The 26,877-nt window shown below is 61.9% G+C and carries 26 protein-coding genes; 18 read left to right on the top strand and 8 right to left on the bottom strand.

The window, feature by feature from the left end; genetic code table 11:
• Positions 1 to 38: 38 nt before the first annotated feature.
• Together ABGT65_RS09550 and ABGT65_RS09545 are read right to left on the bottom strand one after the other, a co-directional pair.
• Positions 39 to 1,460, bottom strand: coding sequence for a hypothetical protein (locus ABGT65_RS09550; RefSeq protein WP_346701677.1), 1,422 nt, complete (start codon positions 1,458 to 1,460; stop codon positions 39 to 41).
• Positions 1,457 to 2,014: a sigma-70 family RNA polymerase sigma factor gene (locus ABGT65_RS09545; RefSeq protein ID WP_346701676.1), complete on the bottom strand. Its 558-nt coding sequence runs from the start codon at positions 2,012 to 2,014 to the stop codon at positions 1,457 to 1,459. The genes ABGT65_RS09550 and ABGT65_RS09545 overlap by 4 nt, the downstream gene beginning before the upstream one ends.
• Positions 2,015 to 2,145: 131 nt before the next feature.
• Between ABGT65_RS09545 and ABGT65_RS09540 the strand changes: the two genes are divergently transcribed.
• The 3 genes from ABGT65_RS09540 to ABGT65_RS09530 all read left to right on the top strand — a co-directional run bounded on the left by ABGT65_RS09540 (position 2,146) and on the right by ABGT65_RS09530 (position 5,651).
• Positions 2,146 to 2,853 carry a NigD-like N-terminal domain-containing protein gene (locus ABGT65_RS09540; protein ID WP_346701675.1) on the top strand — a complete coding sequence of 236 codons (708 nt, stop codon included), beginning with the start codon at positions 2,146 to 2,148 and terminating at the stop codon, positions 2,851 to 2,853.
• Positions 2,854 to 2,952: 99 nt separating this feature from the next.
• Positions 2,953 to 3,960 carry a Holliday junction branch migration DNA helicase RuvB gene (ruvB, locus tag ABGT65_RS09535; RefSeq protein ID WP_346701673.1) on the top strand — a complete coding sequence of 336 codons (1,008 nt, stop codon included), beginning with the start codon at positions 2,953 to 2,955 and terminating at the stop codon, positions 3,958 to 3,960.
• Positions 3,961 to 4,367: 407 nt separating this feature from the next.
• Positions 4,368 to 5,651: a malic enzyme-like NAD(P)-binding protein gene (locus ABGT65_RS09530; RefSeq protein WP_346701671.1), complete on the top strand. Its 1,284-nt coding sequence runs from the start codon at positions 4,368 to 4,370 to the stop codon at positions 5,649 to 5,651.
• A gap of 113 nt (positions 5,652 to 5,764) precedes the next feature.
• On the opposite strand, the gene aroB is transcribed toward ABGT65_RS09530, so the two are convergent.
• Positions 5,765 to 6,781, bottom strand: a complete 1,017-nt coding sequence (gene aroB / locus ABGT65_RS09525; RefSeq protein ID WP_346701669.1) for a 3-dehydroquinate synthase — start codon at positions 6,779 to 6,781, stop codon at positions 5,765 to 5,767.
• 81 nt (positions 6,782 to 6,862) lie between these two features.
• Between aroB and typA the strand changes: the two genes are divergently transcribed.
• The 3 genes from typA to ABGT65_RS09510 all read left to right on the top strand — a co-directional run bounded on the left by typA (position 6,863) and on the right by ABGT65_RS09510 (position 9,806).
• Complete coding sequence (gene typA, locus ABGT65_RS09520) at positions 6,863 to 8,662, top strand: translational GTPase TypA (protein WP_346701667.1); 1,800 nt, start codon at positions 6,863 to 6,865, stop codon at positions 8,660 to 8,662.
• A gap of 21 nt (positions 8,663 to 8,683) precedes the next feature.
• The gene (locus ABGT65_RS09515) at positions 8,684 to 8,998 is read left to right on the top strand and encodes a hypothetical protein (RefSeq protein ID WP_346701665.1); all 315 of its coding nucleotides are present in this window, start codon (positions 8,684 to 8,686) and stop codon (positions 8,996 to 8,998) included.
• Between the two features lie 166 nt (positions 8,999 to 9,164).
• Positions 9,165 to 9,806 carry a DUF4377 domain-containing protein gene (locus ABGT65_RS09510; RefSeq protein ID WP_346701663.1) on the top strand — a complete coding sequence of 214 codons (642 nt, stop codon included), beginning with the start codon at positions 9,165 to 9,167 and terminating at the stop codon, positions 9,804 to 9,806.
• A gap of 139 nt (positions 9,807 to 9,945) precedes the next feature.
• Here ABGT65_RS09510 and ABGT65_RS09505 read toward each other — a convergent pair whose 3' ends face one another.
• A complete protein-coding gene (locus tag ABGT65_RS09505; RefSeq protein ID WP_346701661.1) occupies positions 9,946 to 10,311 on the bottom strand; it encodes a YbaN family protein in 366 nt (121 codons plus the stop codon).
• A gap of 178 nt (positions 10,312 to 10,489) precedes the next feature.
• Between ABGT65_RS09505 and rpiB the strand changes: the two genes are divergently transcribed.
• Positions 10,490 to 10,933 carry a ribose 5-phosphate isomerase B gene (rpiB, locus tag ABGT65_RS09500; RefSeq protein ID WP_346701659.1) on the top strand — a complete coding sequence of 148 codons (444 nt, stop codon included), beginning with the start codon at positions 10,490 to 10,492 and terminating at the stop codon, positions 10,931 to 10,933.
• Between the two features lie 94 nt (positions 10,934 to 11,027).
• Here the strand turns inward: rpiB and ispE are convergent, their stop codons facing one another.
• Positions 11,028 to 11,840, bottom strand: coding sequence for a 4-(cytidine 5'-diphospho)-2-C-methyl-D-erythritol kinase (gene ispE, locus ABGT65_RS09495; protein WP_346701657.1), 813 nt, complete (start codon positions 11,838 to 11,840; stop codon positions 11,028 to 11,030).
• Between the two features lie 116 nt (positions 11,841 to 11,956).
• On the opposite strand from ispE, the gene ABGT65_RS09490 reads away from it, so the two are divergent.
• The 9 genes from ABGT65_RS09490 to ABGT65_RS09450 all read left to right on the top strand — a co-directional run bounded on the left by ABGT65_RS09490 (position 11,957) and on the right by ABGT65_RS09450 (position 22,051).
• On the top strand, positions 11,957 to 12,922 hold the full coding sequence (locus ABGT65_RS09490; RefSeq protein WP_346701655.1) for a GSCFA domain-containing protein: 966 nt from the start codon (positions 11,957 to 11,959) through the stop codon (positions 12,920 to 12,922).
• Between the two features lie 26 nt (positions 12,923 to 12,948).
• Positions 12,949 to 14,514, top strand: coding sequence for an alkaline phosphatase family protein (locus tag ABGT65_RS09485; protein WP_346701653.1), 1,566 nt, complete (start codon positions 12,949 to 12,951; stop codon positions 14,512 to 14,514).
• 117 nt (positions 14,515 to 14,631) lie between these two features.
• Positions 14,632 to 15,078, top strand: a complete 447-nt coding sequence (locus ABGT65_RS09480) for a SufE family protein (RefSeq protein WP_346701651.1) — start codon at positions 14,632 to 14,634, stop codon at positions 15,076 to 15,078.
• 75 nt (positions 15,079 to 15,153) lie between these two features.
• Entirely contained in the window at positions 15,154 to 15,474 is a 321-nt protein-coding gene (locus tag ABGT65_RS09475; RefSeq protein WP_346701649.1) for an iron-sulfur cluster assembly protein, read from the top strand.
• Between the two features lie 2 nt (positions 15,475 to 15,476).
• Positions 15,477 to 16,463: a DUF2851 family protein gene (locus ABGT65_RS09470; protein WP_346701647.1), complete on the top strand. Its 987-nt coding sequence runs from the start codon at positions 15,477 to 15,479 to the stop codon at positions 16,461 to 16,463.
• Between the two features lie 230 nt (positions 16,464 to 16,693).
• On the top strand, positions 16,694 to 19,996 hold the full coding sequence (gene secA / locus ABGT65_RS09465) for a preprotein translocase subunit SecA (RefSeq protein ID WP_346701645.1): 3,303 nt from the start codon (positions 16,694 to 16,696) through the stop codon (positions 19,994 to 19,996).
• A gap of 321 nt (positions 19,997 to 20,317) precedes the next feature.
• Positions 20,318 to 20,758 (top strand): dCMP deaminase family protein, encoded by a 441-nt coding sequence (locus ABGT65_RS09460; RefSeq protein WP_346701643.1) that lies wholly within the window; start codon positions 20,318 to 20,320, stop codon positions 20,756 to 20,758.
• A gap of 133 nt (positions 20,759 to 20,891) precedes the next feature.
• Positions 20,892 to 21,626, top strand: coding sequence for an SDR family NAD(P)-dependent oxidoreductase (locus tag ABGT65_RS09455; protein WP_346701641.1), 735 nt, complete (start codon positions 20,892 to 20,894; stop codon positions 21,624 to 21,626).
• A 5-nt stretch (positions 21,627 to 21,631) separates the two neighbouring features.
• A complete protein-coding gene (locus ABGT65_RS09450) occupies positions 21,632 to 22,051 on the top strand; it encodes a nuclear transport factor 2 family protein (RefSeq protein ID WP_346701639.1) in 420 nt (139 codons plus the stop codon).
• A gap of 153 nt (positions 22,052 to 22,204) precedes the next feature.
• Here ABGT65_RS09450 and ssb read toward each other — a convergent pair whose 3' ends face one another.
• Genes ssb through lpxK form a run of 3 tightly spaced genes read right to left on the bottom strand, consistent with a single transcriptional unit; the run spans position 22,205 to position 24,568 of the window.
• Positions 22,205 to 22,732 (bottom strand): single-stranded DNA-binding protein, encoded by a 528-nt coding sequence (ssb, locus tag ABGT65_RS09445; protein WP_346701637.1) that lies wholly within the window; start codon positions 22,730 to 22,732, stop codon positions 22,205 to 22,207.
• Positions 22,732 to 23,541 carry a purine-nucleoside phosphorylase gene (locus tag ABGT65_RS09440; protein WP_346701635.1) on the bottom strand — a complete coding sequence of 270 codons (810 nt, stop codon included), beginning with the start codon at positions 23,539 to 23,541 and terminating at the stop codon, positions 22,732 to 22,734. The genes ssb and ABGT65_RS09440 overlap by 1 nt, the downstream gene beginning before the upstream one ends.
• Positions 23,525 to 24,568 carry a tetraacyldisaccharide 4'-kinase gene (lpxK, locus tag ABGT65_RS09435; protein ID WP_346701633.1) on the bottom strand — a complete coding sequence of 348 codons (1,044 nt, stop codon included), beginning with the start codon at positions 24,566 to 24,568 and terminating at the stop codon, positions 23,525 to 23,527. The genes ABGT65_RS09440 and lpxK overlap by 17 nt, the downstream gene beginning before the upstream one ends.
• A gap of 228 nt (positions 24,569 to 24,796) precedes the next feature.
• On the opposite strand from lpxK, the gene ABGT65_RS09430 reads away from it, so the two are divergent.
• Positions 24,797 to 26,104, top strand: coding sequence for a peptidoglycan DD-metalloendopeptidase family protein (locus tag ABGT65_RS09430; protein WP_346701632.1), 1,308 nt, complete (start codon positions 24,797 to 24,799; stop codon positions 26,102 to 26,104).
• A 7-nt stretch (positions 26,105 to 26,111) separates the two neighbouring features.
• The gene (gene ispD, locus ABGT65_RS09425) at positions 26,112 to 26,876 is read left to right on the top strand and encodes a 2-C-methyl-D-erythritol 4-phosphate cytidylyltransferase (RefSeq protein WP_346701630.1); all 765 of its coding nucleotides are present in this window, start codon (positions 26,112 to 26,114) and stop codon (positions 26,874 to 26,876) included.
• Position 26,877 lies beyond the last annotated feature (1 nt).

Genomic DNA, 26,877 nt, shown 5'->3' with positions numbered 1-26,877 from the left:
GTCGGTCGGAACAAAGGGAGGGAATCACGGACAGGGAGTTAGAACAGCAGCCGCACACCTACGCGCAAGGAGACCGAGAGCGGAGCATCGGAACGCGACGTACGCAGTTCGGTATCGTTGAAGTAATAGGCGGCTTCAGGCTCGAAATAGAGGCCTACGACCTCTCCGAGGCGATATTGGGCACCGATTGCAGCGGTTGCCGACCACTGCACCCCGGCTTCATTGACATTTTCGCTTCCGAACTTCGCCGAGATGCACTTTTCGAGCATTCCGCCCGCCCCGAGATAGGCCGAGAAGCGTCCCTGCTCGACAAATTGCCAGTTCAACCGAAGAGGCACCCCGATAAAATGGAGCTTCTGGCTCACGTCGTCCGAGGAGTAGCGCAGACGCACATCCGACCGCAACAGCGTATAGTTGACACCGCTTTCGAGCGAGAGCCCGTAGGGGAGTTCCGCCCGCACGGTCACGCCGCACCCCAGGGGCAGATGGTGGCGGAATGAGCTTTCATCGTAATTGCGCCGCTCCATGGGCGAGAAGTTGTCGCCGTTTCCGACGAGCGACACGGCATCGTTCGCCATGGGGGAATAGCTTCGCATGGCCGTCCCCTGCAAGGCACTGCCGCCCGTCATACCGCCGCCGGCAAAGAGAGCCAACGAAGCTTTGGTCCGGGTCCGGCCTCCGTTGTGCCGCGCCTCGAAGGGCTCTGCGAAAGGATCGCCAAACGTCCCGGCATCCCCGGCCGTCCGGGCCGAAGTCCGGCTGCGGGTTGTTTCCGCCGCACGGCGCTGCCGCACCTGTCCGGATTCCGGACGAGCGTCAGCCGACGGTTCCGGCTGCCGGGTCTGCGCCGCCTTCGGAGCCGACTGCTCCGTGCGGGCATCCGTCCGGAGCGCGCCCTCCGGACCCGCCTTCCGGGCCTCAGCCTCCCGCTGCACCGGCCGCTCCGCTTCGGCGGCTGCCGACAGCCGTTCCGTTGCCACGGCCAACAACTCCGGGCCTTTTTCAGCCGATCCGATTGCGACCATTCCCTCCTTTTCCGCTTTCGCGGGGCGCTCCGCCCCGGCTCCGGGAGCCTCTGTCCAGCCGGAGGCTTCGGCGAGCCGCTCCCGCAGCGATGCCGACTCGGGAAGTTGTGCTCCATCGACCGCAGGATCACCGGCTTCCGCCTCTGAAGCGATCATCGGATGCGCCTCATCCCCCAACTCCTTGTCCGGTCGCCACAGCATCTCTACGGCTACGACACAGACCAACACGACGGCGGCAGCAGCGGCGATCCGCGGTCCATAGATCCGCCATACGTTTTTCCGGGGTTCGGGGACAAGGGTCCCGGCAAGGCGCGGTTCCATCCCATCGAGTTCACGCTGCAGACGCTCCCAACCGCCTTCGGCGGGCGGGAGTTCGGCGTCGCGCAACGCACTCCGCATGACATCGGTCCAATCGGTATTTTGTTTCATCTTCATCTCTGCGACTTCAAATAGTCCTTGATCCGGCGGGCCAGCAGGGTCCGCGCGCGGAAGAGTTGCGACGAGGAACTCTTCTCGTTGATACCCAACAGTTCGGCGATCTCCTTATGGGACCGCTCTTCGATACAGTAGAGGTTGAAGACGGTCCGGTAACCGTCGGGGAGTTCGGCGACGAAACGCATCAACACCTCCTGCGGGATGCGCGCCACCTCACCCGGTTCGGGTTCGGCGATTTCGGCGGCGGCGCGGCCCTCGTCGAGTTCGAGGGTTCCGAGGCGGTTCCGGTTCCGGAGCCACTCCAGGGCGACATTGACCGTAATCCGCTCGATCCAGGCCCGGAGCGACCCGGGGCCCCGGTAGGAGAAGCGGTCGAAGGCGCCGAAAATCTTGATGAAGGCGTCATGCACGAGGTCTTCGGCCGTCTCGCGGTCACCGACATAGCGCATACAGATCGCCAACAGCCGTCCGGCAAAGCGATCATACAGCTCTTTACGGGCCGTATTTTCGCCCTTCTGGCACCCTTCGGCCAGTATCTGTTCCTCCGTCTGCATCGATAGTTTCACCTTACTAAATGCGGATTGGGGCAAAAGACTGCACGATCGCAAAAAAAATTTTCTCATCACGCAGTATTTTCACCTCATCCACGTTTTAAAGGCGAAAGGTAATACAAAATACGAAAACTATGAAAAAAATCGGTTTATTCCTCCTCGCGGCACTGACGGTTGTCGGATTCAGTGCCTGCAACGACGACGACGGCGACTATCCGACCAGCAATCCCCTCATCACGACGGTCTGCCCGCTCGACGGAGGCGACTACTACTTCCAGCGCGACAACGGCGACAAGCTCTACCCGAGCGACAAGACGCGGGTGCCGGGCTACCGGCCCGAGGACGACGGCACGAAACAGCGGGCAATCATCTGGTTCTCGCTGCTCGACGAAACGGTCCCGGGCTACCGATATAATATTGCGCTCTACGCCGTGGAGGAGATCTACACGGGGACGTCGGAGATCGTGGAGGATGCCGCGCAGCTCGAAGAGCTGGGCGATGCAAAGACGGGCTATACGCTGGGGACGTTCAACCTCTCGCGCGAGTGGCTGACCTTCTACGCGAACTACGCCATGCACGACTATTCGTGCCACACGTTCACGCTGGTACTGGACAAGACCGGCACGACGGAGTTCGAGAATACCGACGAGAATTACCTCAACGTGGTGGTGCTGCATGACGACGGCGGCGACTCCCGGGGCTATGACTCGGGCTCGTACGTATCGTTCGACCTGACGCCGCTGGCCACGGAGCTCGATGGCAAGAAGGGCATCAACCTGCTGCTCCCGACGCGCGACAACGGCAACAAGGAGCTGAAACTCGATCTGCCGCAGGAGGAGTAGCCACTCCATGACGGCAGCCGATCCGGTCCGCAGATGCTGCGGGCCGGATTTTTTGTCTTCAACGGAGCAGGATTCGCCGAAAAAACGTATCTTTGCAACATGTCCATCGTACGCAATACCGAAAGCGACCTCGAATTCGAGAATCGGATCCGCCCGCAGGAGTTGGAGAACTTCGCCGGGCAGGAGAAGATCGTCGAAAACCTGCGGGTCTTCATCAAGGCTGCGCTCATGCGCGGCGACTCGCTCGACCATGTGCTGCTGCACGGGCCTCCGGGCCTGGGCAAGACGACCCTGGCGAACATCATCGCCAACGAAATGGGGGCGCAACTGCGCGTGACGTCGGGTCCGGTGCTGGACAAGCCGGGCGACCTGGCGGGGTTGCTCACGAACCTCAACCCGGGGGACGTGCTCTTCATCGACGAGATCCACCGCCTGAGCCCCATTGTCGAGGAGTACCTCTACTCGGCGATGGAGGATTTCAAGATCGACATCGTACTGGACAAGGGTCCCTCGGCGCGTTCGATCCAGATCGAGCTGGCTCCCTTCACCCTGATCGGCGCCACGACGCGCAGCGGCCTGCTGACCTCGCCCCTGCGGGCGCGGTTCGGCATCCAGTGCCACCTGGAATACTACGACGCCGGGGTTCTTGCGGGGATCGTGCGGCGTTCGGCGCGGATTCTCGACGTCTCGATCGACGACGATGCGGCCCGCGAGGTAGCCCTGCGTTCGCGCGGCACGCCGCGTATCGCCAATGCGCTGCTGCGGCGCGTGCGGGACTTCGCCATGGTCAAGGGCGAGGGGCACATCGACCTGCCGATCACGCGGGTGGCGCTCTCGGCGCTGAACATCGACTCGCGGGGGCTGGACCACATGGACAACAAGATCCTGGGGACGATCATCGAGAAGTTCAACGGCGGGCCGGTGGGTCTGAACACGATCGCCACGGCCGTCGGCGAGGAGGCCGGGACGATCGAGGAGGTCTACGAGCCGTTCCTGATCAAGGAGGGGTTCCTGAAACGCACGCCGCGGGGCCGCGAGGCGACACCGCTGGCGTGGGAACACCTGGGCTACGGCGCTCCGGGCGGCGGCGATGCCACCCTCTTCTGACCCGCTTCCGATCCCCGCGGCAGAGCCCGGTTCCATGTGGCGTTGGGTTCTCCGCCCCGCACACACCCGCCGCAACTCTCGCCGCAGACACCCCTCCGCACGGCGCTGCAATCGTCACAAACACACACGCCTCTCCTGCCACGGCCTCCCGATCGCCACGGCTCCGCAACCCCCACACCCCGCCACAGTGCGGCGAGTTCGTGTTCCGTCCGTTTCGCGGACCGGACGAGCCGGGTGTTCATTTTGTGCCCGGGGTCGTTCATTTCGGGAACTTTTCCAAAGCCGGAACAGTTGTTCCTAAAAAATTTACCGAAAAATCTAAAAAAATTTAGTATCCTCACGATAATTTCACTATATTCGCCGTTAATCATAGAGAGATAACCAAGACTTCAAAAAACGGCAAACAGATGGATACCAAATCGAAACTCGACGAAGCGGCGCTGCGCTACCACAGCGAAGGGCACCCCGGCAAGATCGGAATCGTGCCCACCAAGCCCTACCAAACCCCCTATGACCTGTCGCTGGCCTATTCGCCGGGCGTGGCGGCTCCGTCGCGGGCGATTGCGGCCCAGGCGGACGACGTCTACACCTACACGGGTAAGGGCAATCTCGTGGCCGTGATCTCGAACGGCACGGCCGTGCTGGGACTGGGCAACATCGGGCCGCTGGCGGCCAAACCGGTGATGGAGGGGAAGAGTATGCTCTTCAAGACCTACGCGGGGATCGACGCCTTCGACATCGAGGTCGACGCCACGGACCCCGAGGAGTTCATCCGTGCGGTGAAGGCCATCGCCCCGACCTTCGGGGGCATCAACCTCGAAGACATCAAGGCCCCGGAGTGCTTCGAAATCGAAACGCGGCTGCGCGAGGAGCTGGACATCCCGCTCATGCACGACGACCAGCACGGCACGGCGATCATCTCGTCGGCGGCACTTCTGAACGGCGCGAAACTCGCCGGGAAGGAGCTTTCGCAGCTGCGGGTGGTGGTCAACGGCGCGGGAGCGGCGGCGATCGCGTGTGCGAAACTCTTCGTGGCCTTAGGCGTGCGCCACAGCAACGTGACGCTGTGCGACAGCCACGGAGTGGTGACAATCTACCGCGAGGACATCAACCGCATGAAGCGCGAATTCGCCACGACGCGCAAGATCTCGACACTGGCCGAAGCGGTCGAGGGTGCCGACGTCTTCCTCGGGGTCTCGAAGGCCGACACGCTGAAACCCGAAATGCTGCGCACGATGGCCGCGAACCCGATCGTCATGGCGCTGGCAAACCCCGATCCGGAGATTGCCTACGAGACGGCGATGGCTTCGCGTCCGGACATCATCTTTGCCACGGGGCGTTCGGACTACCCGAACCAGGTGAACAACGTGCTGGGCTTCCCCTACATCTTCCGCGGGGCGCTCGACGTGCGTGCCACGAAGATCAACGAGGCGATGAAACTCGCCGCGGCCCATGCGCTGGCCGACCTGACGCGCGAACCGGTTCCGGCTTCGGTGCTGGAGGCCTACGGGGTCGGGAAGATGGAGTTCGGGCGGGATTACCTGATTCCCAAGCCGCTCGACCCGCGTCTGCTGACCCGGGTTTCGGCGGCCGTAGCGCGTGCCGCCGTGGAGTCGGGCGTTGCGCGCCGCCCGATCACCGACTGGGAGGCCTACGCCGCGGAACTGCAGCGGAAATACGCCAAAAAGTAACCTTCCTCCACGAAAATCCGGCGGAGAGGGAGGACAGAGACGGAACCCGCCAAAAAAGCCGACAGTCTGCATGAAAGACTGTCGGCTTTTTCCATCTCCCCTCCGGATGGAGATCAGACGAAGAGGGCGGCAAACTCCCCGGGCGCCATTTTCCGGACCTCGCAGTCGCCGATGCCCACGGGCAGGACGATGCGCAGCATACCGTCCTCGTTTTTCTTGTCCTTTCCGACCTCCTTGAGGAGCCGTTTGATCTCCACGGGCGGCGTGAGGTCGAACCCCAAGCGCACGAGCAGTTTCTCGATGCGGAGCCGGTCCTCCTCCTTCAGCACGCCGAGCTTCACGGCCGCCCCGGCGATCAGGGCCGTACCGACCGCGACGGCTTCGCCGTGGTTCATGCGGTTCGAGGACTTCTCGATGGCGTGGGCCAGCGTATGCCCGAGGTTGAGTTTGCGGCGCTCGCCGGACTCCTTCTCGTCGTACTCCACGATGTCGGCCTTGACGCGGATGGCTGCCGAGATGACATCCGAAAGCAGGTCGACGTCGGTGCGCAGCGTCTCGAACGAGGTCTGTTCAATGCGCCCGAAAAGGTCGGCATCGGCGATGATGGCGGCCTTGACCACCTCGGCGAGCCCGGCGCGGAATTCGCGGTCGGAAAGCGAGCGCAGCAGCGAGGGGTCGCAGACGACGAACTGCGGCTGGGTGAAGGTCCCGGCCATGTTCTTGTATCCGTCGACATTCACGCCGTTCTTGCCGCCGACCGAGGCGTCGACCTGCCCCAGGAGGGTCGTGGAGACGAATCCGAAGCGCAGGCCGCGCATGTAGGTCGAGGCGGCGAATCCGGCGACATCGGTGACGATTCCGCCGCCGATTCCGAGCACGAAGGTCGCGCGGTCGACGCCGAGTTCGATGAAGCGGCGGTAGATGGTCTCGACGGTCTGCAAGGTCTTGATGCTCTCGCCCGTACCGATCAGCACGGTGTCGTATTTGGCCAGCAGCGGGTGGTAGAGGCGGTCGATGGTGGCGTCGGAGACCACCACGACACGCCCTTCGGGAAGGAGTTCGGGGAGCAGTTCGGCGGCCGAACCGATATAGACCTGGCTCTGTTGGCGGACGTTGAATGCGGGTTTCATTATTTAACTTTTTTAAGAAGTAAGCAAATGTAGTACATTTTCCGGAGAAATTGTTACCTTTGCACGACAAAATAGAGATTTATGCAAAAACTGCGCAACATTGCGATCATCGCCCACGTCGACCACGGCAAGACGACGCTTGTCGACAAGATGATCCTGGCGGGCCACATCCTGCGGGACAACCAGCAGACCGGGGACCTGATTCTGGACAACAACGATCTGGAGCGCGAACGGGGAATCACGATCCTCTCGAAAAACGTTTCGGTGATCTACAAGGACTACAAGATCAACATCATCGACACACCGGGCCACGCCGATTTCGGCGGCGAGGTGGAGCGTGTGTTGAACATGTGCGACGGGGTGCTGCTGCTGGTGGACGCCTTCGAGGGGACGATGCCGCAGACGCGCTTCGTGCTGCAGAAGGCCCTGGCGCTGGGCAAGAAGCCCATCGTGGTGATCAACAAGGTGGACAAGCCGAACTGCCGTCCGGAGGTGGTCAACGAGCAGGTCTTCGACCTGATGTTCTCGCTCAACGCCACCGAGGAGCAGCTGGACTACAAGACGATCTACGGCTCGGCCAAACAGGGCTGGATGTCGCACAAGTGGAACGAACGCACGGATTCGATCGTCCCGCTGCTCGACGCGATCATCGACGAGATCCCCGAGCCGGCGCAGGTCGAGGGGACGCCGCAGATGCTCATCACGTCGCTCGAATACTCCTCCTACACGGGGCGCATCGCCGTGGGGAAGGTGACGCGCGGTTCGTTGAAGGCGGGCCAGAACGTCACGCTGGCCAAGCGTGACGGCGTGACGATGCAGAAGACGAAGATCCGCGACCTGATGGTCTTCGAGGGTCTGGGCAAGAAGAAGGTCGACGAGGTTCCGTGCGGGGAGATCTGCGCAATCATGGGCATCGAGGGGTTCGAGATCGGCGATACGATCTGCGACTACGAGAACCCCGAGCCGCTGCCGCCGATCGCCATCGACGAACCGACGATGTCGATGCTCTTCACGATCAACAACTCGCCCTTCTTCGGCAAGGACGGCAAATACGTCACCTCGCGCCACATCAAGGAGCGCCTGGACCGCGAACTGGAGAAGAACCTCGCGCTGCGCGTGACGCCGGGGCCGTCGGCCGACTCGTTCATCGTCTACGGGCGCGGCGTGCTGCACCTCTCGGTGCTCATCGAGACGATGCGCCGCGAGGGCTACGAGCTGCAGGTGGGCCAGCCGCACGTGATCATCAAGGAGATCGACGGCAAGAAGTGCGAGCCGATCGAGGAGATGACCGTGGACTGCCCGGACGAGTATTCGGGCACGGTGATCGACCTGGTGACGCGCCGCAAGGGGACGCTCACGAACATGGCTTCGGACGGCGAGCGCACGCGCCTGGAGTTCAACATCCCGTCGCGGGGCATCATCGGGCTGCGCTCGAACATGCTCACGGCGACGGCCGGCGAGGCGATCATGACGCACCGCCTGAAGGATTTCGAGCCGTGGGTCGGCGAGATCGAGATGCGGACCAACGGTTCGATCATCTCGGGCGAGACGGGCACGGCCTACGCCTACTCGATCGACAAGCTGCAGGACCGCGGGCGTTTCTTCATCAGCCCGATGGACCAGGTCTACGAGGGGCAGGTGATCGGCGAACACACGCGGCAGAACGACATCACGGTGAACGTCACCAAGTCGAAGCAGTTGACCAACATGCGGGCGTCGGGTTCGGACGACAAGGCGGTGATCGTACCGCCGAAGATCTTTACGCTGGAAGAGGCGCTGGAGTATATCCAGGATGACGAGTACGTGGAGGTTACGCCGCACGCCATGCGCCTGCGGAAGATCCTGCTCAACGAGAACGACCGCAAACGCGCGGCGAAATAACCCCCGGAAGGAGAGTACGCGATGAATCACTTCACGTTGTCGCTCGCTGCGGGAGCCATCGCCGGAGCGGTGGCCGTGCTGCCGATGGTGGCCCGCAAGGCCTCGGTACGGAACTGCTGTGCAGCGTTTCTGGCCTACCTTTTTGCCGGATTGATCGTCTTTTACAGCGACCTTCCCTACCTGCCCTGGTGGGCCGACGGCATGGGCGTGGCGCTGATGCTCACGATCCCCTCGGCAACGATCGGTTCGGGCAAGGAGAACCGGCTGGTTCCGATGCTGCTCAACGCCGTGCTGCTGGGCTTCCTCCTCAGCGTCGCGGAGCACTACCTGGGATAGCCGGGAGGGGTGATGCGGATAAACACAAAGAACGGGCCGAAGTCCGTTCTTTGTGTTTTCATGCTGTTTTGCGACATCCGAAGTATTTTTTTTGTGTTTCCATGCAGTATTGCGGCATCCGAAGCGTTTTTTTCATGAAAACCTCACACTCAAAAAACCAGGAACCATGAAACGACTTCTTCTTTTCCTGTTGCTGCCCTTCACGCTGGGCTCCTGCGACAACGACAACGGATCACGCACCGAAATCTGGACCATCGCTCCCGAGAAGGGCGTGGCGGGCATCACCATGTACTTCGGGTACGTCCCGGCCTACATCGTCCGAAAGGATGGGAATGCCGCCTGGGAGACCACGGCGGCCCGGATCGAGGGCTTCACCTTCGAGCGGGGAGTCCAGACGACCCTGCGCGTAAGGATCGACCCGATCGCCAACCCGCCTGCCGATGCACCGGACAAGCGCTATACGATGGAGGAGCAGCTTTCGCGCACTCCCGCCGAGATGCCGGTCGACCCGCTGACGTTCAGCCCCGAATGCGAGGTGCTCGTCGCCTCCGAGCGTCCCGCCGGAGAGACTCTTGCCTACTGGATCCGGGACCTGCGCTACGGAGAGGATGCGCCGTGGCAGATTTTCCCGTGGGAGATCGAAGGGTTCGGCTTCACATCCGGACACGAATACCGGCTGCGGATCCAGCCCGTCGCCGTCTTCGACGAAAGCGCCACGGCCGACGACGAGGATGCCTGGCAGGTCAAATACCGGTTGAAGGAGACGCTTTCGGACGAAGAGAAGGGGTCCGAAGGGCTTCCGGGATAGATTTTCCGAGAGAGGCGGGGCCGAGCGAAAACGGGACGGAACCGGGTCGGCAAGACCAGCCTCCGTCGGCCTTGTCAGTCCCAAACGGTCCCAGACGGCTCCAGACAACCCCAGACGGCCGGAATCTCCCCTGCCGCCCCTACTTGCGCAGGGTTGCGAACGAAAGGATGTGCCACGTGACGCCGACGGCCACGGCCAAGAGGGCCAGCTGCGCCCACCACCACTCCTCCACGACGGCAAAAATGCAGTAGAGCAGGGTTGCCCAGAGCAGCGTCACGGAGTAGATTTTGGCCCGGAGCGGAATGGCGCGGTTTTCGCGGAACTGGCGGATGTAGGGTCCGAGGCGCCGGTGAGCGAGCAGCCAGTCGTAGAGCCGCGGGGAGGAGCGCACCCAGAGTGCTGCGGCCAGCAACAGAAAGGGCGTCGTGGGGAGCAGCGGCACGAAGATGCCGGCCAGTCCCAGCAGGAGCGACAGCGCTCCGAGAATGACGAGCAGCGTTTTCACGCCGCAAAAATAGGAAAAGGCGGGCATCGGGACAAACGAAAAGGTCGTTTTCGGGGCCGGTCCGTCCCGAATGCCCTCTAACTTCGGCCGAAAAGGCGGATTTCACCGTTTTGGGACACGCCCGGAGCAATATTTTCGTTAACTTTGTCGGAAAGAGAACCAAAAACACCAAGATACGATGAGCAAGATCGGTATTGCCAGCGACCACGCCGGCTATGAAATGAAGGAATTCCTGGTAGGCTACCTCGATGCCATGGGCCACGAGGTGCTGGATTTCGGAACGCATTCGCCCGAGAGCGTCGACTACCCCGACTATGCGCACCCGCTGGCCGAGGCCGTCGAGAAGGGTGAAGTGGAGCGCGGGATCGCGCTGTGCGGTTCGGGAGAAGGGATGGCCATTACGCTGAACAAGCACCAGGGAATCCGGGCGGGGCTCTGCTGGGATCCGGAGATCGCAACGCTGATCCGGCGCCACAACGATGCGAACGTGATCGTCTTCCCGGCGCGGTTCATCACCAACGACGAGGCGGTGCGGATGCTCGACGCCTACTTCGGAGCGCAGTTCGAGGGGGGTCGCCACGCCGCCCGGATTGCGAAAATTCCGATCCCGGCCGCGAAATAGGCCCCGCGGGACTGCGGTCCGTACGCCCCGACTCCCGGCGGCTACAGGACCGGACAGGCGGCTACAGGACCGGACAGGCGGCAAAAGGTGCGGATCAAATCTCGAAGACGAAGGGCGAGAGGGCGCGCAGCTCCTCGCCTTTTCCATGCCCGGCGAAGAGTCCGAAGAGTGCCGAGCCGCTCCCGGACATCGAGGCATAAACCGCCCCGGCGGCAAGCAGTTGCTCCTTGCAGTCCCGGATCGCGGGGTGTGCGGCGAAGACCGACTCCTCGAAATCGTTGGTCACCACGCTCTGCCACTCCCCGACGGGGCGCCGCAGCCGCTCGACCAGCGGCACAGCGGGAATCCGCGGCCGCACCCCGGCATAGGCCTCACGGGTAGAAACCCCCTCGTCGGGCTTCACGATAACGAGCGTCATACCACTCAGATCCAGCGGGAAAGGCTCCATCACCTCACCCCGTCCGGTACATAACTGCGGGGAGTTCCTCACGAAGAAGGCCGTATCGCTGCCCAACTCGGCGGCGCGGGCGATCAGCTCCTCCTCGGAGAGCCCCAGGGCGAAGAGTTCGTTCAACGCCATCACCACGGCCGTGGCATCGGCCGAGCCGCCGCCCAGCCCGGCGCCGAACGGCACGCGCTTCACCAGGCGGATCCGCACCCCGTCCACACCATAGCGGCCGTGCATCAGCCGGAAGGCCTTCAGACAGATATTGTCGTCGGCCGGACAGTCCACGACAAGCCCTTCGGCACGGAACTCGACGCCCGGCGTGCCGGTACGCACGACCTCCACCTCATCGAAAAGGCCCCGCACGGGAAACATCACGGTCTCCAGATCGTGGTAACCGTCGGCCCGGCGGCGCAGGATGTCCAGGCCCAGATTTATCTTGCAGTTTGCTCGCAGTATCATATTGCAAATATACTGAAAGGTGAGCGCAGAGGCAAACGAAAACCGCGTTTTCAGGTTTGACTGTGCCGAACCGCTCCCGGTTTCCGAAAACAGGCGAAATTTGCTATTTTTGCCGTATGAAATTCCGTACCGAAATCGAACCGGCGCCACTCTCCGTGCGCATCGGCTATGCCAACCGCATTCTGACCCTCGGGTCGTGCTTCGCCGCACACATCGCCGAACGGCTCTCGGCGGCGAAGTTCCGCGTCGTCGAAAACCCCTCGGGAATCCTCTTCAACCCGTTGTCGATCGCCGCGGCGGTCCGCAGCTACGCCTCCCCCACGCCCGTCACCCGCGAGGAGTTGGGATTCGACGGCGAGGTGTGGTTCCACTTCGGATTCCACGGCGACTTCTCGGCCCCGACGGCCGACGAGGCCCTGCGTCGCATGAATGCCGCCCGGCAGGCCGGGGCCGAAGCGCTCCGCACGGCCGACCGCGTGATCCTCACCCTCGGCACGGCCTGGGTCTACGAGCACGACGGCAAGGTCGTCGCCAACTGCCACCGGCGTCCCGCCTCGGAATTTTCGAGAAGACGAATGAGCGTTGCAGAGATCGTGGAGAGCCTCGGCAATCTCTTCAGAGGTCCGCTCGCCGGAAGACAGATCCTGCTGACCGTCAGCCCTGTACGGCATCTCGGCGACGGTCTCGAAGGGAATGCCGTCAGCAAGGCCGCGCTGCGCCTGGCCGCCGAAGAGTTGAAGCAGAACTTCCGGTGCGTCGACTATTTTCCAGCATACGAGATACTTACGGACGACCTGCGCGACTACCGGTTCTACGCCGACGACCTCGTCCACCCCGCCCCGCAGGCCATCGCCTACGTCTGGGAGAAGTTCATCCCTGCGGTCCTCGACGACAAGGCCCGGCGGCTGCTTCCCGAAGTGGAGTCGATCGTCGCCGCAGCCGCCCACCGGCCCCGCAATCCCCGCAGCGAAGCCCACCACGCCTTCTGCCGCCGACAGCTGGAGCGCATCGCCGCGCTCCCGGAGATCGATTTTCAACGCGAAAGTGCGCTTTTCCGGCAATCTATCGAAATAAATTCGTAAATTTGCCGACCATTCAATCCGCAACGATGAACAAACGTCTCATTCTGCTTCTCATAGCCGCACTGGCGGCCTTCCGGGCCACGGCGGCGCAGCCCCGCCTGATCGTGCAGATCGTCATCGGTTCGATGCGCGCCGGAGACCTCGACCGTTACGCCGCCAACTTCGGCGAGGGCGGATTCCGGCTCCTGACCGAACGCGGCACGGTCTATACCGATGCCCGTTACGACTGCCTCCAGACCACGACCCCCGTGTCGCTGGCCACCCTCGCAACGGGGGCCATGCCCTCGACCCACGGCGTGATCGGCCCCCGCTGGGTCGACTACACCACCAACCGCACCGTGGAGCTCATCGACGGCCGCCAGGGCCCCGGCGCCTACCACCGGATCGCCCCGACGCTGGCCGAAACCCTCGTGCAAAGCGCTTCCGGAAGCCAGGCCGTGACGATCGCCGCCGAGGCCATGTCGGCCGTCATGCTGGCCGGACGCGGCGGGGAGGCCTTCTGGCTCGACTCCCTGCGCTGTGACTGGGTTACATCGCCCTACTACGCCCCCGAAGTCCCGGAATGGATGGCCCGCAGCAACCGCGAACGCTACAACCTCTCCTACATCGGGCTCGAATGGCGGTCGCTGCTCGAAAAGAGCCGCTACCTCAACACGCGGCAGCACGACATCGTGCTCTCGGGACGCAGCAAAAAGGAGGAGGACCGCGACGGCAGCCAGCGGCTGGAACTCACGAGCGACTACGAACGCCTGCTCTACACCCCGGCGGGAAATACCGCCGTGCTGGGGCTGGCCAAGCAGGCCATCGCCCAATACAGGCTCGGCACCGATACGGCGCCCGACCTGCTGAACATCTGCCTCGACTCGCCGCACCGCATCGCCGAGGCCTACGGGCCCGAATCGGTCGAGATCGAGGACATGTACTACCGGCTGGACCGCGACCTGGCCGACTTCCTGACCTTCGTCTTCGCACAGGTCAAGGACCGCAACGTACTGGTCGTCGTAACCTCCGACCACGGGACCAGCCCCTCCTACGATGCGGGCGAAGGGCCCGCCGAGCGCTTCAACAGCCGACAGTTCGAGGTGATCGTCAACGGATTCCTCAACGTCCGCTACGGAACCGGCGAGTGGGTCGTGGCTTACGGAGACAAGTCGCTGTGGCTGAACCACAACCTCATCTACGAACGGGGGCTGGACCTCGCCGAGATCCAGAACGAAGTAGCGATCTTCGCCATGCAGTTCAGCGGCGTGTCGCACGCCCTGGCCGCCTCGGCCATGCGCACGAGTTACTTCGGCAGCGGCTATGCCCGCAAGATGCAGAACAGTTTCTATCCCCGGCGTTCGGGCGACGTGATCCTCAACCTGATGCCCGGCTGGATCGAGGAGCAGGAGCGCTGCTGGTCGATGTCCGGATCGATGTACGGTTACGACACCGAAGTGCCGCTTCTCTTCTACGGCGAAGGGGCCGGGCCGCTGCGGGTCAACCGCCGCGTGGAGATGACCTCCGTGGCCCCGACGCTGGCCCGGGTGGCGGGGATACGCGAACCCGCCGCCGCCGAAGGTGACGCCCTGGAGGAGATCGTGGAGATGTAGCGGAGCCAAGGAGGGGGGGGGTTGGAAAACGGGCGGCCCGGAGACCGGAGACGGATGGCCCGGAAACCGGAGACGGACGGCCCGGATATTGAAAAAGGAAGTTGAAACAGAAAAAATATGGACAAGATACAGGATGAAATCATCGAGGAGTTCTCGGTATTCGACGACTGGCTCGACAAATACGACTACCTGATCGGACTGAGCGAAACCCTCCCGGCAATCGCGCCCGAACACCGCACCGAACAGTATCTCATCCAGGGATGCCAGTCCCGGGTGTGGGTCGACGCCCGCCTCGACGAGGGCCGCGTCTACTACGCCGCCGACAGCGACGCCATCATCACCAAGGGGATCATCGCCCTGTTGATCCGCGTGCTGAACGGACGCACCCCGAAGGAGATTCTCGACACCGAACTCTACTTCATCGACGCCATCGGGCTGAGTGCCAACCTCTCCCCGACACGCGCCAACGGACTGCTGGCCATGGTCAAGCAGATGCGGCTCTACGCCCTGGCCTTCGAGGCCAAGACCGAAGCCGAGGAACAAGCGCCGAAAAAGGCGGAATAACCCTCCGACAAGTCACCGAACGTCCGGCCCCGCAACCGGAACGGACGAACGGCAATGCATGAAAACCAGGAAAACATGACACCCGAAGAGATTCTTGAGGTCGAGAAGGAGATCGTTGCGACACTCAAGAACATATACGACCCGGAGATTCCGGTCAACATCTACGATCTCGGTCTGGTCTACGAAATCGACTACACGCCCGACGGCGTGGCCACCATCCGCATGACCCTCACGGCCCCCAACTGCCCGATGGCCGACATGCTCGTCGAGGATGTCAACCTGCAGGTCGCCAAGGTCAAGGGCGTGAAGTCGGTGAACGTCATCCTCACGTTCGATCCCGTCTGGGACAAGAGCATGATGTCCGAAGAGGCGCTGCTCGAACTCAACATGCTCTGACCATGGACCGGCCTGCGGACAAAAAGAGCGGACAGGGTACGGACAACGCCGTCGAGCTGACGATCCGCAGGCTCGAAGCCCGGGCCGGAGAGCACGCCTGCGGCGGATTCCTCGCTACAACAGAGCCGCTCCAGCGCACGGAACTCTTCACCGCACTGATCTTCGACCGGCTGCAACGCAAGATCCGCACCGTCGAGGCGCTCTATGCGGAATCCGCCCAAAACTGGAACCAGACCTTCTACCTGCTCTATTTCCGCACATTGGGCGACCGCCGCAATCAGGAGGCCTATCTCGAACTGGCCCGCAGGGTCCCCTGCAAGATCGTCCTGCGCGAGCGCAAGGTCCCCCATGCCGTCGAGGCGATGCTGTTCGGAGTCTCGGGACTGCTGGAACTCTACCGCCACGACGAATACACGCTCAATCTCCGCCGCCATTTCGAACATCTCGCCGCCAAATACGAACTCCGGCCGCTGGATGCCTCCATGTGGGAATTGTCCGAGATCCGGCCCGCGAACCACCCCGTGCTGCGGTTGGCGCAGGCCGCGGAGTTCTTCATCCAAGACGAATTCATCATGGACCGCGCCATGGCCTGCCGGTCCGAGGAGGAGGTCCGCAAGCTCTTCGGCATCGAAGCCTCGGAATATTGGCGGACACACTTCATCCCGGGAGCCGAAAGCGACTCCCGTCCCAAACGGATCGGAGCGTTCAAGGCCAACATCATCGGAATCAACCTCGTGGCCGTCCTCCAGTTCGCCTACGGAAGCTACACCTCCAGCGAACGGCTGCGCGACAGCGCCCTCTCGCTCCTCGAACGCCTCCCCGCCGAGGACAACCGCTACATGCGCGAATGGATGAATGCCGGAATCCGGCCCCGCAGCGCCTTCGAAAGCCAGGCCCTGCTGCAACTCGCCACGGAATACTGTGCCGCAGGGCGCTGTGCCGAATGTCCCGTCGGGCGCCGGATCGCACGGATACGCCCCGAACGATAACAAAACGACAACCAAAGGCAGGCTGCGACTGCCGCAGGCCGTTCTGTCGGACCTCACTCCGAAAACCGGCAGCCCCACATCCATCACATCCGGAATCCCGGGATTCCGGATGCTCCTTGCTGAAATCCGGGAAAAGGTTGCAGATAAAGCCTCTATTTTTTTCGTATTTTCCGAAAAATGAGTATTTTTGTAGGATTTACAACCGAAAACACGAAAACAACACAAAACGTATGGATATAGTTGCCAGTATCATCAAAGCCCTCTTCGGTTCGAAAGCCGACAAGGACCGCAAACTGATCGAACCCTATCTGCAGAAAATCAAGGCCGTCTACCCGACGATCGAAGCCCTCTCCAACGACGAACTCCGTGCTCGCAGCGAAGACCTCAAGAAACAGATCGCCGACTTCATCGCCGCAGACGAGGCCCGCATCGTCGAACTGAAGGCCGAACTCGAAAAGCCCGAAACCTCGCTCGAAGAGAAGGAGAAGATCTCCAAGGAGATCGACGACACCACCAAACGCATTGACGAAAAGATCGAGGAGATCCTCGACCGCATCCTCCCCGAGGCATTCGCCATCATGAAGGATACGGCCCGCCGTTTTGCGCAGAACGACACCGTCGTGGTCACGGCAAACGACTTCGACCGCGAACTCGCCGCCACGAAGGATTTCGTCACCATCGACGGCGACAAGGCCGTCTACGCCACACACTGGATGGCCGGAGGAAACGACGTCAAGTGGGACATGATCCACTACGACGTCCAGCTCTTCGGCGGCGTGGTGCTCCACCAGGGCAAGATCGCCGAAATGGCGACGGGTGAAGGAAAGACCCTCGTCGCGACGCTCCCCGTATTCCTCAACGCCCTGGCACGGAAGGGCGTGCACATGGTCACGGTGAACAACTACCTGGCCAAGCGTGACTCCGAGTGGATGGGCCCCATGTACGAGTTCCACGGACTCTCGGTCGCCTGCATCGACGACACCCAGCCCAACTCCGACGCCCGCCGCAAGGCCTATATGGCCGATATTACGTTCGGTACGAACAACGAATACGGTTTCGACTACCTGCGCGACAACATGGCCTCTTCGCCCAAGGACCTCGTGCAGCGGAAGCACCACTTCGCCATCGTCGACGAGGTCGACTCGGTGCTGATCGACGACGCCCGCACCCCGCTGATCATCTCCGGTCCCGTGCCCAAGGGCGACGATCAGCTGTTCGAACAGTACTGCCCCTCGATCGACCACCTCTACAACCTGCAGAAAAACCTCGTCACGCAGCTGCTGGCCGAGGCCCGGCAGCTGATCTCAGCAGGCAAAACCGAGGAGGGAGGGATCAAGCTCTACCGCGCACACAAGGGGCTCCCGAAGTACAAACCCCTGATCAAGTACCTCTCGGAGCAGGGTGTCAAGGCCCTCATGCAGAAGACCGAAAACATCTACATGCAGGACAACAACCGCCGGATGCCCGAGATCACCGACGACCTCTTCTTCGTCATCGACGAGAAACTCAACTCCGTCGAGTTGACCGACAAGGGTCACGAGGTGTTGTCGAACTACTTCAAGGAGGACGGGTTCTTCGTCCTTCCCGACATCGGAGCCGAGGTCGCCGAACTGGAGAAGAGCACGCTCTCGCCCGAAGAGAAGGCGGCCAAACGCGACGAGGTGATCAACGACTACGCCGTCAAGTCGGAGCGCGTGCACACGGTGAACCAGTTGCTGAAGGCCTTTGCGATGTTCGAAAAGGACATCGAGTACGTCGTCATGGACAACAAGGTCAAGATCGTCGACGAGCAGACCGGACGTATCCTCGAAGGCCGCCGCTACTCCGACGGACTCCACCAGGCCATCGAGGCCAAGGAGCACGTCAAGGTCGAGGCCGCCACGCAGACCTTTGCGACCATCACCCTCCAGAACTACTTCCGCATGTATCACAAGCTGGCCGGTATGACCGGTACGGCCGAAACCGAGGCTTCGGAGTTCTGGAGCATCTACAAACTCGACGTCGTGGTCATCCCCACGAACCGTCCCGTCATCCGCGACGACCGCCAGGACCTCATCTACAAGACCAAGCGCGAAAAGTACAACGCCGTCATCGAGGAGATCGTCCGCCTGGTCGGCGAAGGCCGTCCGGTTCTCGTGGGCACCACCTCGGTGGAGATCTCCGAGTTGCTGAGCCGCATGCTCAAACTGCGCGGAATCAAGCACAACGTCCTCAATGCCAAGCAGCACGCCCTCGAAGCACAGGTCGTCGCCGAAGCCGGACGCTCGGGACAGGTGACCATCGCCACCAACATGGCAGGCCGCGGTACCGACATCAAGCTCACGCCCGAGGTCAAGGCCGCAGGCGGTCTGGCCATCATCGGTACCGAGCGCCACGAAAGCCGACGCGTAGACCGCCAGTTGCGCGGTCGTGCCGGACGTCAGGGTGACCCCGGATCGTCGCAGTTCTTCGTCTCGCTCGAAGACGACCTGATGCGTCTATTCGGCTCGGGACGAATCGCCACCATGATGGACCGCATGGGACTCAAGGAGGGCGAGGTGATCCAGGCCGGCATGATGACCAAGGCCATCGAGCGCGCCCAGAAGAAGGTCGAGGAGAACAACTTCGGAATCCGCAAGCGCCTGCTCGAATACGACGACGTGATGAACTCCCAGCGGGAGGTCATCTATACCCGGCGCCGCCACGCCCTCTACGGCGAACGCATCGAAATCGACCTGAACAACATCATGTACGATTTCGCCGACAACTTCGTCGAGGAGTGCCGCGGCATCGAATACGACGAATTCCGCATGGAGCTGATCCGTCAGGTCGCCGTGGAGCCCGCCATCGACCAGGCTGCATACGAGAATGCCAAACCCGCCGAACTGGTCGAGGCGATCGTCAAGGCGCTCAAGGAGGCCTATGCACGCCGTGCCAAGGCCGTGGCCGACACCGTGCGTCCCGTCATGCAGCGCATCTACGAGGACCGCAAGGACCAGCTCGACTCGAACATCTACTTCCCGATCACCGACGGACACCTCGGATACAACATCCCGGTTAACCTCCGCAAGTGTCAGGAGACCGACGGTGCCGAGATCTACAAGGTTTTCTCCAAGGTCGTGATGTTCACCTCCATCGACGATGCCTGGCGCGAGCACCTGCGCGAAATGGACGACCTGCGCCAGAGCGTGCAGAATGCAACCTACGAGCAGAAGGATCCCCTGCTGATCTACAAGTTCGAATCCTTCGGGCTCTTCTCCAAGATGCTCATCAAGGTCAATCGCGAGGTGCTTTCGATCCTCAACAAGGCCTACATCCCCGTCCGCGACCAGAACGTCGACGAGGCCAAGCGTCAGCAGATGGAGCGGGAACGCCGGGCCAAGGTCGATGTCAACAAGCTCCAGGCTTCGAGAATGCAGGCCGCGGCGCAGGCCGGGCAGCAGGAGCGGCAGAAACCCATGCCTCTGCACGTCGAGAAGAAGGTCGGACGGAACGATCCCTGTCCCTGCGGCAGCGGCAAGAAATACAAAAACTGCCACGGCAAGGGGCTCTAAGAGAGCCCTTTTGTGGGGGATAGAACCACAACGGGTTTCAGACCGTCAGCAGCCCTTCCACCCAGATGAAGCTACAACGGGTTTCTGAACCTCCGTTGCCCTAGGGTTTTAAGAAAACCCCTTTATGGGGGATGGGGCCGCAACGGGGTTCTGGTCGTCAGCGGCCCTGCCAACCCAAACCCGGGATAGAGCCGCAACGGGGTTCTGAATCTCCGTTGCCCCTTTTTGGGGAGAGGCTCCTTCAACCGAATAAAAGTGATCCGGAAGGCCGCGGAAATGCGCCTTCCGGGTCTATTCATAAAACCGACAAACCAAAGACCTATGGGTTATCAGGAAGAGAAACAGCACCAACTCGACCTGCGCTATCTCCGCATGGCGCGCATCTGGGCCGAAAATTCCTACTGTGTCCGCCGCAAGGTCGGAGCACTGATCGTCAAGGATAAGATGATCATCTCCGACGGCTACAACGGTACCCCTTCGGGTTTCGAGAACATCTGCGAGGACGAAAACGGAAAAACCAAATCCTACGTCCTTCACGCCGAGGCAAACGCCATCACCAAAGTCGCAAAATCCGCCAACAACTGCGACGGTTCGACCCTCTACATCACCGCCGCACCCTGCATCGAGTGTTCGAAGCTCATCATCCAGGCCGGAATCCGCCGTGTGGTCTATTCGGACGACTACCGCTCGGAAGAGGGACTCGACCTCCTGCGCCGCGTGGGAATCGAATGCGTGCAGTACAAATCCGACGAAATCGGATAGACCCCGTTCCACTCATCCTGAAAAAGCCCTGCGGGGCTTTTTCTTTTGTCCGACGGCGGATTCTGCCGACCGGAGTTGCAAATCCCGAAGACATGTCGTATCTTGTCCGGAGAAAACCGAAAACCTGTTCGCCATGAAACGGATCGTCATCGTAGGCGCTACCTCCGGCATCGGACTCGAAACCGCCCGGCTCTGCATCCGCGAAGGGTGGCGCGTAGGGGCTGCCGGACGGCGGCTCGAAGCCCTCGAAGCGTTGCGGGCCGAAGCGCCGGGGCAGGTCGAGGTCGAACCCTTGGACATCACGCACGAAGATGCTCCCGAACGGCTGAATCGGCTTATCGAGCGCCTCGGAGGTATGGATACCTACTTCCATTCGTCGGGAATCGGCAGCCAGAACACCCAACTTCGGCCCGATATCGAACTCGAAACCCTTCGGACAAACGGCGAAGGGTTCGTGCGGATGGTCGTCGCCGCATTCGGGTACTTCCGCAGCCGCGGAGGCGGGCACATCGCCGTCATCAGCTCGATCGCCGGAACCAAAGGCCTCGGAGCAGCACCCGCCTACTCTGCCACCAAACGGATGCAGAACACCTACATCGACGCCCTCTCGCAACTCGCCCGCATGGAAGGGTACGGAATCCGGTTTACGGACATCCGTCCCGGATTCGTCGCCACGCCCCTGTTGGCCAGGGAGGGGCACTACCCGATGTTGATGCCCGCCGAAAAGGTTGCCCGCAGCATCATGCAGGTATTGCGGAAACCCCGTCGGCGGGTGGTGATCGACCGCCGCTATGCCTGGCTGGTATTCGGCTGGAAGTTGATCCCGCAGGGGTTGTGGGAGCGGCTGAAGATCCGGAAAAAAGAGTAACGGCAATGGACCCGAAGGAACGCGAACGAAAAATCGAACATTGGTTCGGCATGTGGCTCCGCAAGGAGGAGCCGGCGATAGAGGAACTTTTTACTCCGGATTGTCTCTATACCGAGAGTTGGGGACCTGAATACCGCGGGAGCGAAGCCGTCGAACACTGGTTTCGGGAGTGGAACACCCGAGGCCGGGTCATCGCTTGGGAGATCCGGCGTTACACCCACGCCGAAGAACGGAGTTATATCGAATGGTTCTTCGAGGACCGCATGGATGACGGGCGGACGGAGCGTTTCGACGGCATCTCGGTCATCGAGTGGCAAAACGGCCGGATAGCATCCCTGAAAGAGTACGGCTGCCGCATTCCCCATTATGATCCTTATGCCCAAGAGCGCCCCGCGGCCAGCGAAACGGAGAAAAGTTGGTTTTAGAGGAGCTCGTCTCCGGGAGCGGAGTTGAACGAAGGAGGGGGGCAGAGAGACGACTTCAGCGGAGAACTCCCAGCCATTCGTTCCGGAACCCGGCAAAAACGCCCCTGCCGGATAACCGGCAGGGGCGAACAGTATCCCGCGGAAGGCAGGTCATCAGAACGGCAGGTCGTCCGGATCGTCCGCCGGAGGAGTGACCTGCTGCTGCGGTTGGGGTTGGGGTTGGGGTTGAGCCTGCGGCTGCGAGTATCCTCCCGCCGAAGCACCGCCCTGCTGGTAACCCCCTTGCTGGTAGCCGCCCTGCGGTTGCGAGCCGTATCCCGAGGAGGAGGCCCCGTCCGAAGCCGGATTGTCCGAACGGCGGCCCAGCAGATTCATCGTATCGGCCAGAATCTCCGTCGTATAGCGTTTGTTGTTATCCTTGTCCATCCACTCGCGGGTGCGCAGACGCCCCTCGACATAGATCTGCGAGCCCTTCCGCACGTAGCGGTCAACCACATCCGCCAGACCCCGCCACAACGTGATCGTATGCCATTCGGTATGTTCCTTCGTCTCGTTCGCCTGACGGTCGTACAACCGTTCGGTCGTCGCCAGACGAACGCGCGCTACCTTCGCGCCACCCTCCAACGTGCGGACCTCCGGGTCCATGCCCACGTTGCCGATCAAGATTACCTTGTTTACCATTATTTCAGTTCTTTAATCATCCGTTTGAAGAGCCGTTCCATCTTCACGCCCGCCTTCCGGCCTTGAAGCTGCACGTCCTCGTGGTCGCCCACCTCGTCCGAAAGGCCGCAGTTCGTGATGACCGAAACTCCGAAGACCGGAATCGACATGTGACGGGCCACGATCACCTCCGGAACCGTCGACATGCCCGCCGCATCTCCGCCGATCGCCTTGAAATAGCGATACTCGGCCTGCGTCTCGAACGTCGGGCCCGTGCCGCCCACATAGACGCCGTATTGGAGTTTGATGTTCTCCTCCTCGGCGATGCGCGTCGCTGCGGCAATCAGATCCTTGTCATAGCAGTTGTGCATGTCCGGGAAACGGGGGCCGAGTTCGGCGATGTTGCGCCCGATGAGCGGGTTGGGCATCAGGTTGATGTGGTCCGTGATGACCATCAGGTCGCCCACCCGGAACGAGGTGTTGATCCCGCCCGAAGCGTTCGACACGAAAAGGTAACGGATGCCCAGCTGCTGCATCACCCGGATCGGGAAAGTCACCTGCTGCATCGTATAGCCCTCGTAGTAGTGGAAACGGCCCTGCATGGCCACAACCTTGCGGCCTGCGACCCGCCCGAAGATCAGGCGGCCCTTGTGGCCCTCGACCGTCGAAACCGGAAATCCCGGAATATCCTTGTATTCCAACGTATGGACCGCCTCGATTCCGTCGGCAAAGCCGCCCAGTCCGGTTCCCAGTACGATTCCCACCTCGGGAGCAAAGTCTTGAGTCTGCGCCTTGATGAAGGCGGCGGTTCGTTTAATTTCCTCTAACATCTTCTTCTAATTTTTGCAGAAAATCCGTTGCCGAATCCTCTATGAATGAAATATTGATCGGTTGGTAGTAGAGCGCCCGGCGGACTTCCGACGGGATTTTCGCCCGGTTGGTCATTTTTACGGCATCCTTCTCCGTGGTGACGATCACCGCCCCGGGATACTTCGCCAGCAGCGCCTTCAGCGCGTTCATGTCCCGGACCTTGTAGACATGGTGGTCGTCCAGCGTCATCTCCGCAACCACCTTGTAGCGTTCGCGCAGCGACTGCAAGAACGGACCCGGATTCCCGATCCCCGAGAGTGCGATCACCGAACGCCCCCCGGCAAGCGGTTCCGAAGGCGCCTCGTCCGCATAGAGCGGCTGCGGGATGAAACTCTCGAAGCGCGTGAAGTAGACCCGCTGGTAGGCCACCTGGATCAGCACCTTGCGCAGGATCCGCCGGTCGATCGGCGCCATGTGCTCGGGGCACTTCGTCACCACGAAATAGTGGGCCCGGTGCAGCTCCTCCGGGAGGTCGCGCAACGTCCCCACGGGCAGCATCCGGTCGTGCTGCACGGGGCGCGTGGCGTCGATCATCACGACGTTGATTTTCGGCTCCACGTAGCGGTGCTGGAATCCGTCGTCCATGACGATGAGGTCCACTTCGGGGTGTTCGGCACGCAGCCGGCGGATTCCCTCGGCGCGCTTCTCGCACACCACGACCACCGTATCCGGGAACTTGAACTTGATTTGCAGGGGTTCATCCCCCACATCCCGGTAGTGGGAGTCGGTGCGCACTTCCAGATAGCCCTTCGTACGGCGCCCGTAGCCGCGCGAGAGCAGCGCCACGCGGTGCATCTGCGCCATGTAGGCGATCACCATCTCGGCCATCGGCGTCTTGCCCGTACCGCCGACGGTGATGTTGCCGATGCAGATGATCGGGATGTCGAACCGCTCGCTTTTGAGGATGCCCCAGTCGAAGAGACGGTGACGGAACGTCACCCCCATCTTATAGAGGAAAGCCGCAGGCGCAAGCAGGCATTTGAGCATTTTTCTACCGGTTTGAACAGATAATGTTCAAAGATAGAAATTATTCCCCGGATCGCCAAACCCGAAACCGCAATTCTCTCTCCGACCCGCAAAAAACGCTCCAAAACCGACCGACGCCCCCGCAAAACAACCGGCATCGCCCATTCCCGGCCCAAGGAAAGGCTCCACCGCAAAATCCGGAACTCCCGATTCCCGCAATCCGTTTTTTTTACTATCTTTGCTTCGACTATGAAAAATCTGAAAACTGCCTTCGCGGCGCTGCTCCTGCTCGGAGCCGCCGCCTGCGGCCGCAACGCCGCAACCGACAACGATAATGCCGAAACGGCCGAACCCCAAAACCTCCTCTACGGTATCGACGCCGACAACTACCGCACCGAAACCGGTGAGGTCGCCAACGGCGAAACCATGGGCGGAATCCTCAACCGTTTCGGCATCTCGGCCCTCGCCGTCGACCGGCTGGACAAAGCCTCCCGGGATGTCTTCCCCCTGCGCAACATCCGCCCCGGACACAAGTTCACGGCCTTCATCCACGAAGATTCGCTCTATGCCCCCCACCTCGACTGGCTCGCATACGAAGTCTCCGTCACCGACTATGTCGTCTTCGGATTCCACGACAACGACTCGGTCTCCGTACGCAAGGACTGCAAGGAATACACCCTGCGCCGCACGAAGAAGAGCGCCGTGATCAACTCCTCGCTCTGGGGCGCCATCATGGAACAGGAGCTCCCCTACGCCCTCGCCGCCGAAATGGAGGAGATCTACCAGTGGACGGTCGACTTCTTCGGCATCCAGAAGGGCGACAGCTTCACGGTGATCTACGACGAGCGGTTCATCGACGACACCGTCTCGGTCGGCATCGGGCGCATCTGGGGCGCGAAATTCGTCCAGAGCGGCAAGGAGTTCTACGCCATCCCGTTCCGCCAGGGCGGCAAGATCCAGTACTGGGAGGCCGACGGCGGAAGCCTCCGCAAACAGATGCTCAAGGCCCCGCTGAAGTATTCGCGCATCAGTTCGCGCTTCAGCTACGCCCGCAAACACCCCATCTACAAGGTTTACCGCCCCCATACCGGTGTCGACTACGCCGCGCCGAAGGGCACCCCCGTACACGCCGTGGCCGACGGCGTGGTGATCTTCAAGGGCTGGGGAGGCGGTGGCGGCAACACCCTCAAGATCAAGCACCCCGGCAACCTCCAGACCGGGTATCTCCACCTGAGCGGCTATGCCAAGGGCATTTCGAAGGGGACGCGCGTCTCGCAGGGCCAGCTGATCGGATACGTCGGTTCGACCGGTGCCTCGACGGGCCCCCACCTCGACTACCGCGTCTGGAAGAACGGCACGCCCATCGACCCGCTGAAGATCCCCTCGGAACCCGCCGAACCCATCTCGAAAGAGAACCGCGCACTCTTCGAATTCGTCCGCGACCGCATCATGGCCGAACTCAACGGCGACGTGAAACCCGAAGAGCGAATCACCCGACTCGACTCGCTCGTATTGCCCGATGCCGCCGCAGCCCCGGTAGCCGAGGATCAGAAATAGTCCGCTTATGGAACGCACCGCAGTCATCATCGTGGCCGGGGGAAGCGGCCGCCGCATGGGAGAGGGGATTCCCAAGCAGTTCCGGCTGCTGGGCGGAGAGCCCGTGCTGGCCCGCACGATCGGCACCTTCGCCGCAGCGCTGCCCGGAGCCGAGATCGCCGTCGTGCTCCCCGAACAGCACATCCCCTTCTGGGAGAACCTCAAGGCCCGTTTCGACGTGGCGCCGCACCGCATCACGGCGGGTGGCTCCGAGCGTTTCGACTCGGTGCGCTGCGGGCTACAGGCCCTGAAGAGCGATCCCGACCTGATTGCCGTCCAGGATGGCGTGCGCCCGCTCGGCACGGCGGAGATGATCCGCCGTGTGGTCGAGACGGCCATACGGTACGGAGCCGCCATTCCCGTCGTGGAGCCCGTCGATTCGTTCCGCGAGCTGGATGCCGGATCGGAACAGGCTGCGGATCCCCGCTCGCACCCCGTCGACCGCACCCGCCTGCGCATCGTGCAGACCCCTCAGGTCTTCCGGAGCTGGCTCCTGCGCGAAGCCTACGGCGCGGAGTTCCGGAGCAGTTTCACCGACGATGCCTCGGTCGTGGAGGCCGCCGGTTACCCCGTCTCGCTCGCACCGGGCGAACGCAGTAACCTCAAACTCACCACCCCCGAGGATTTCGCCATCGCCGAAGCCATCCTCGCCGCCCGCCAGGAGGCCGCCGCAGAGGCCGCAGAAGCCGCAGAAGCCGCAGCCAATGACCGGCGCCTCGAACAGACGGAATAAC

Origin of the sequence: uncultured Alistipes sp., from assembly GCF_963931675.1 — a bacterium.
Taxonomy (GTDB): domain Bacteria; phylum Bacteroidota; class Bacteroidia; order Bacteroidales; family Rikenellaceae; genus Alistipes.
Note: the sequence above shows the minus strand (reverse complement) of the source record. Positions and strands in the feature narration are given on the sequence as shown.